The organism is uncultured Nostoc sp. (genome assembly GCF_964245575.1).
Lineage (GTDB): Bacteria > Cyanobacteriota > Cyanobacteriia > Cyanobacteriales > Nostocaceae > Nostoc.
In genome coordinates, this window is the sequence record NZ_CAXTNP010000407.1 from 1 (window position 1) to 5,078 (window position 5,078).

The 5,078-nt window shown below is 44.5% G+C and carries 4 protein-coding genes; all 4 read left to right on the forward strand.

Annotated elements, in window-relative coordinates; all coding sequences use genetic code 11:
- Window positions 1-27 precede the first annotated feature (27 nt).
- The 4 genes from ACFFAP_RS35630 (at window position 28) to ACFFAP_RS35645 (ending at window position 4,779) form a co-directional block, all read left to right on the forward strand.
- Window positions 28-828 (forward strand): hypothetical protein, encoded by an 801-nt coding sequence (locus ACFFAP_RS35630; RefSeq protein ID WP_375515630.1) that lies wholly within the window; start codon window positions 28-30, stop codon window positions 826-828.
- A 273-nt stretch (window positions 829-1,101) separates the two neighbouring features.
- Window positions 1,102-1,620, forward strand: a complete 519-nt coding sequence (locus ACFFAP_RS35635; RefSeq protein ID WP_375515633.1) for an FAD-dependent oxidoreductase — start codon at window positions 1,102-1,104, stop codon at window positions 1,618-1,620.
- Window positions 1,621-1,902: 282 nt separating this feature from the next.
- Window positions 1,903-3,537 (forward strand): alpha-D-glucose phosphate-specific phosphoglucomutase, encoded by a 1,635-nt coding sequence (locus ACFFAP_RS35640; RefSeq protein WP_375515631.1) that lies wholly within the window; start codon window positions 1,903-1,905, stop codon window positions 3,535-3,537.
- A gap of 1,095 nt (window positions 3,538-4,632) precedes the next feature.
- Entirely contained in the window at window positions 4,633-4,779 is a 147-nt protein-coding gene (locus ACFFAP_RS35645; protein ID WP_375515632.1) for a hypothetical protein, read from the forward strand.
- The last annotated feature ends 299 nt before the right edge of the window (window positions 4,780-5,078 follow it).

Here is a 5,078-nt window from a genome sequence, read left to right on the forward strand (position 1 = left end):
TAACAATGATTATCATTATTGTACTTGGTGATTTTATTCCTTGGAAGTCCCTTATATGAACTTTCAGAAAACTTTCAGGCTGATTGGCAAGGTGCATTGGTAACGGCAAAAGCGCCAGGCACACGCGGTGGTGTAATGTCTGCAATTGAAGAAAATCGTTGGATAGTTACACTTACTGGAATTGGTCGAGATTATCCACCTACTGACGAAGCTGGCTTTTTAGACTTTGCTCGGAGCTTACGTAATCCAATTATCTACGAAGCAATACTAAATGCCAAAGCCATTTCGCCCCTGACTGCCTATCACCGCACGGAAAATAGCTGGCGTCACTATGAAAAACTGTCGAGATTGCCGTCAGGGTTTGTGCTAGTAGGTGATGCTGTTTGTGCTTTCAATCCCGTCTATGGACAAGGCATGACTACTGCGGCAATAGGTGCATTTACATTAGACAAGTGTTTGAGAAAGCAATTATCTCGCCATCCTGATGGAAATTTAGTCGGGCTATCCCAAAGCTTTCAAAAGCAACTTAGCAAAATTATTGCAATCCCTTGGTTAATGGCAACAGGTGAAGATTTTCGCTGGCATACTACTGTAGGCGGACGACCAAATTTAATGACAAAACTGATGCAGCAGTATCTAGATCAAGTGTTGCTGCTGGCTACTGAAAACCCTGACATCCACAGGCTTTTCTTAGAAGTGATGCACCTACTCAAACCTCCCAGTGTATTTTTCCATCCCAATGTCTTCAGGCAGGTGTTACAGCGAATCATTAAAAAGAGCGATCAAAAGTCGAGCCGAAGTGGGGACAACCTGTTGGTACACCACTGATTTTTCTAAAAAGTTTGGCGATCGCGGATTTTCGGTTAGATGCTACGGTAAAATTTACCTGTCTAGTGCTGATGTTTCCGATACCAATCTAAAGTACGTTCTTTCTCTGGCTGGAGAATACCGGGTTAATCCATGTCCGCGCAGCTTACCGTAGGGAAGAGGCTGACTTTTGCCTTGTGGTACTAGCCATTTAATACTTCAAGACAATTGATTGAATTTGGGCGATGGTATGCAGCAGGATAATAATGACCAATAAGCAAACGAGTAATTGTAATTGGGGCTGGGTTGGCAGGATTGACGGCTGCTTATGAACTGGTTCATGCTGGGTTTGATGTGCAAGTGTTTGAAGCCCGCCAGCGAGTTGGAGGGCGAGTCCACACGGTCTTTTTGGGAGCAGAACAGCATGGCGAATTAGGTGCAGAGTTTGTCGATGATAATTATACAGCATTGATATCTTATGCCACTCAATTCAACCTTAAGCTTGAGTTTGCCTTTAAGTTTCCAGATGACCTCTGTTATTACATATTAAATGAAACGCAGATTTTCCCCACTTTTTTACAGCTCATTAAAATCATTTTACCCATATATTCTTTAACGAAAATTATGAAAAAATTCAAATGCGGCAACTGTGGATTGTCCTGTGACGCTGATTTGAATAAAGCAAAAATGATTGCATTATTGGGGCTGTCTGTAAACCAGCCTGGAGGCTCGAACGGTTTGTGCTGTAATCTCAGTACGGACTCTTCAGGGCTGCTGAAAGCCCACACTGACCTTGCGGTACAGTGTGGGTAGTTTTCTCACCTTACTTGCCTAAAATGTATTAACCTTGAAGTTAAACGGTATTACGCACGCTTACGCCTGACACTCGGCAGTATATAATTCGACAAAGGCAAAGGCAGTTTTAACAGACTCCAGAACTGCCCACATTTCATAATCATCGTCAGAAGCTGCATCTACAATCATCTACGAACAGGGGGTTAGTAGCCGACGGGTACATAATACGGAGCAATTTTTTTTGTAACCAACTTATATTATGCAAAGCTGTAAAAGAAAATGCCTTGTTAAACATTATCTATGAACATCCATAAAGTCTCTACTACTCCCTTAAGCGACCAAAAGCCCGGTACTTCTGGACTGCGGAAATCAGTTAAGGTTTTTCAGCAGCCCCACTATTTGGAAAATTTTATCCAATCGATCTTCGATTCTGTAGGGGACTTGCACTTTCAAACCCTAGTCCTGGGTGGTGATGGTCGTTATTACAATCGCCAAGCCATTCAAATCATTTTGAAAATGGCTGCGGCTAATGGTATTGAACGGATTAAAGTTGGTCAACGAGGGATTTTGTCTACTCCTGCGACTTCCGCTATTATTCGCAAGTACCAGGCTATTGGTGGTATCATATTGTCTGCTAGTCATAATCCGGGCGGGCCAAATGGTGACTTTGGTGTTAAATATAACATTAGCAACGGTGGCCCAGCGCCGGAAAAGGTGACAGAGGCTATCTACGATCGCAGTAAAGTCATTGATAGCTACCAAATTCTGGAAGCACCAGATGTAGATTTAGAAACCTTGGGTGAGTCACATTTGGGAGAGACGGTAGTTGAGGTGATTGACTCGGTACATGATTATCAAGAGTTAATGGAGTCCTTGTTTGATTTTGAACGGATTCATCAACTGTTAACAAGAGGAAATTTTCGGTTCAGCATCGATGCCTTACACGCAGTAGCTGGCCCCTATGCCCATGCCATTTTCGAGCAACGTTTGGGCGCACCAGTAGGAACTGTGCAAAATGGTACACCCCTAGAAGACTTTGGCGGCGGACACCCTGACCCAAATTTAGTTTATGCTCATGAGTTGGTGGATATTTTGTACGCAGAGGATGCGCCAGATTTTGGGGCAGCTTTTGATGGAGATGGCGATCGTAATATGATCTTAGGACGTAAGTTCTTTGTCACCCCTAGCGATAGCCTCGCAGTGTTAGCCGCAAACGCCAAGCTAGTCCCTGGTTATAGTGCGGGTTTAGCCGGGGTAGCGCGATCAATGCCTACTAGCCAAGCAGTGGATCGAGTTGCTGCTCAGATTGGGATTGAATCCTATGAAACACCTACTGGATGGAAGTTTTTTGGCAATCTCTTAGACGCGGGTAAAGCTACTCTCTGCGGTGAAGAAAGTTTTGGTACCAGCTCTAACCATATCCGCGAAAAAGATGGGCTATGGGCTGTGCTGTTTTGGCTGAATATCCTAGCAGTCCGGCAACAATCTGTTGAGCAGATTGTACGGCAACACTGGCAGACCTATGGACGCAATTATTACTCCCGCCATGACTATGAAGAGATACAGACAGGGCCTGCCAACACTTTAATAGAAAGACTGCGTTCCTTATTGCCAACTCTCAAAGGCAAGCAATTTGGTAACTATCAAGTTGAATATAGTGATGACTTTAGTTATACCGACCCTGTTGATGGCAGCCTTAGCCATCAACAAGGTGTTCGCATTGGCTTTACTGATGGCTCCCGCATTGTGGTGCGACTTTCTGGTACGGGTACTCAAGGTGCAACCCTAAGAGTTTATCTAGAAAGCTACGAGCCAGATCCCGCTAAACATGAGCTTGATCCACAGCTTGCACTTGGTTCTTTAATCACTATTGCCCAGGAGATAGCCCAGATCCGCGAACTGACAGGACGGGAACAGCCAACTGTGATTACCTAGTACCGTTTGGTGGAAGTCACGCATTCACGCTTGCTTTAATTTTGGGCGTTCTGGCTGTAATGAAATGGTAGGTTTATCGAAGAGGACAAGGGGATGGGGAGACAAAAAGACAAGGGGAATTGTTTCCCCATCCCCAACTTGAAAGGCAACGCCCAAGCGTTTAAGACAAGAACACCACTTTTTGGTGGACTTAAATCAGGTGGGGTCTGAATCCCCATCTGATTTCTCCCGTCCCCTTGTCTCTTTGTTTAATGGGGCCACTACCTAATCCTTTGTTTAGTCTAGTTTTACTAGGGCTATTTTTACTGGGGGGTATTTCTGACTGTTCGACATCGTTACTAGGGCTATTTTCGATATCCCCCAGTAATGTGTTTTTACTAGGGCTAGGCACAACACCCAGTAATGTCAAAATTTCTCTAATTGGGCGCTTCTTGAACTCTGCTTCTTGAATAACCGCAAATATTTGCTTAGGAATGTACTAAGATTAGCCCTATGTACTTGGTCTTCTTTCTCCCTTTTTCCTGCCAATGATAATAAGCCTGGGGATAGTCCTTTCCACCCCTAGTAATGGTGCGCCAATGAATAGGCTGTTACCCTCACCCCAATTTCTGCGCTTTTACTAGGGTTATTTTTACTTGGGGGTATTTCTATTTCTGAAGAGTTTTTACTAGGGCTATTATCAATACCCCCCAGTAAAAATTCCGATACAGGAGGCTGATGTCTTTTACAGCAGTTTGAGGACTTAAGTAAGTCGGCGTGAAAAAACCAAACTATGTAAAGATAAATAAATACGGAGAATACATGTACCGAGGTAACAAGATGCTGAAGCTCTCCTGCCTTTGCGGCCAAATCCGCGTCGAAACCAAAAAGCAACCGGACTACATCAACGAGTGCAACTGCACACTATGCAGCAAAGCGGGCGCCCGCTGGGGCTATTTTCATCCGTCGGAGGTAAGCGTTGAGGGAACAGCAAAAGGATATTGTAGGGAAGACAAGGACGACCCGGCCGCGGAAATTCAGTTCTGCATAAAGTGCGGTTCAACGACTCACTGGGTTTTGACGGCAAACGCCATATCGAGGTTCGGGGATAGCCTGATGGGCGTCAACATGCGGCTAGCGGATGAGAGAGACCTCGCCGGAATAGAATTGCGTTATCCTGACGGACAAGCTTGGTCGGGTGAGGGCGATTTTGACTATGTGCGGGAGGCTCGGATTATTGGTCAAAGTGCAACTTCCGAATGACCGCTTACGATGATTGTCGCTAAATCTTGAACGACCGCAATTGGGTCGGAAGCGGACATGCGGCTAATTTGAAACTGAGACACTACCGATTAAGGATGCTAATTGCCCAACGTGAATTCTTGACTTTAAATTCTTTTTTAAAACTTGAGTATTTCCAAATTGTAGTTGTCGGGAAAAGGTTCTATTTCCAAGACTATGCTTTCTCCTGCTTCTAAGGCAACTTCTACGTAGAGCTGTTCTACAGCCATTAGACATCTCCAAAATAGTAACATTCTGTGCTAAAAGAACATTAAAGAGCT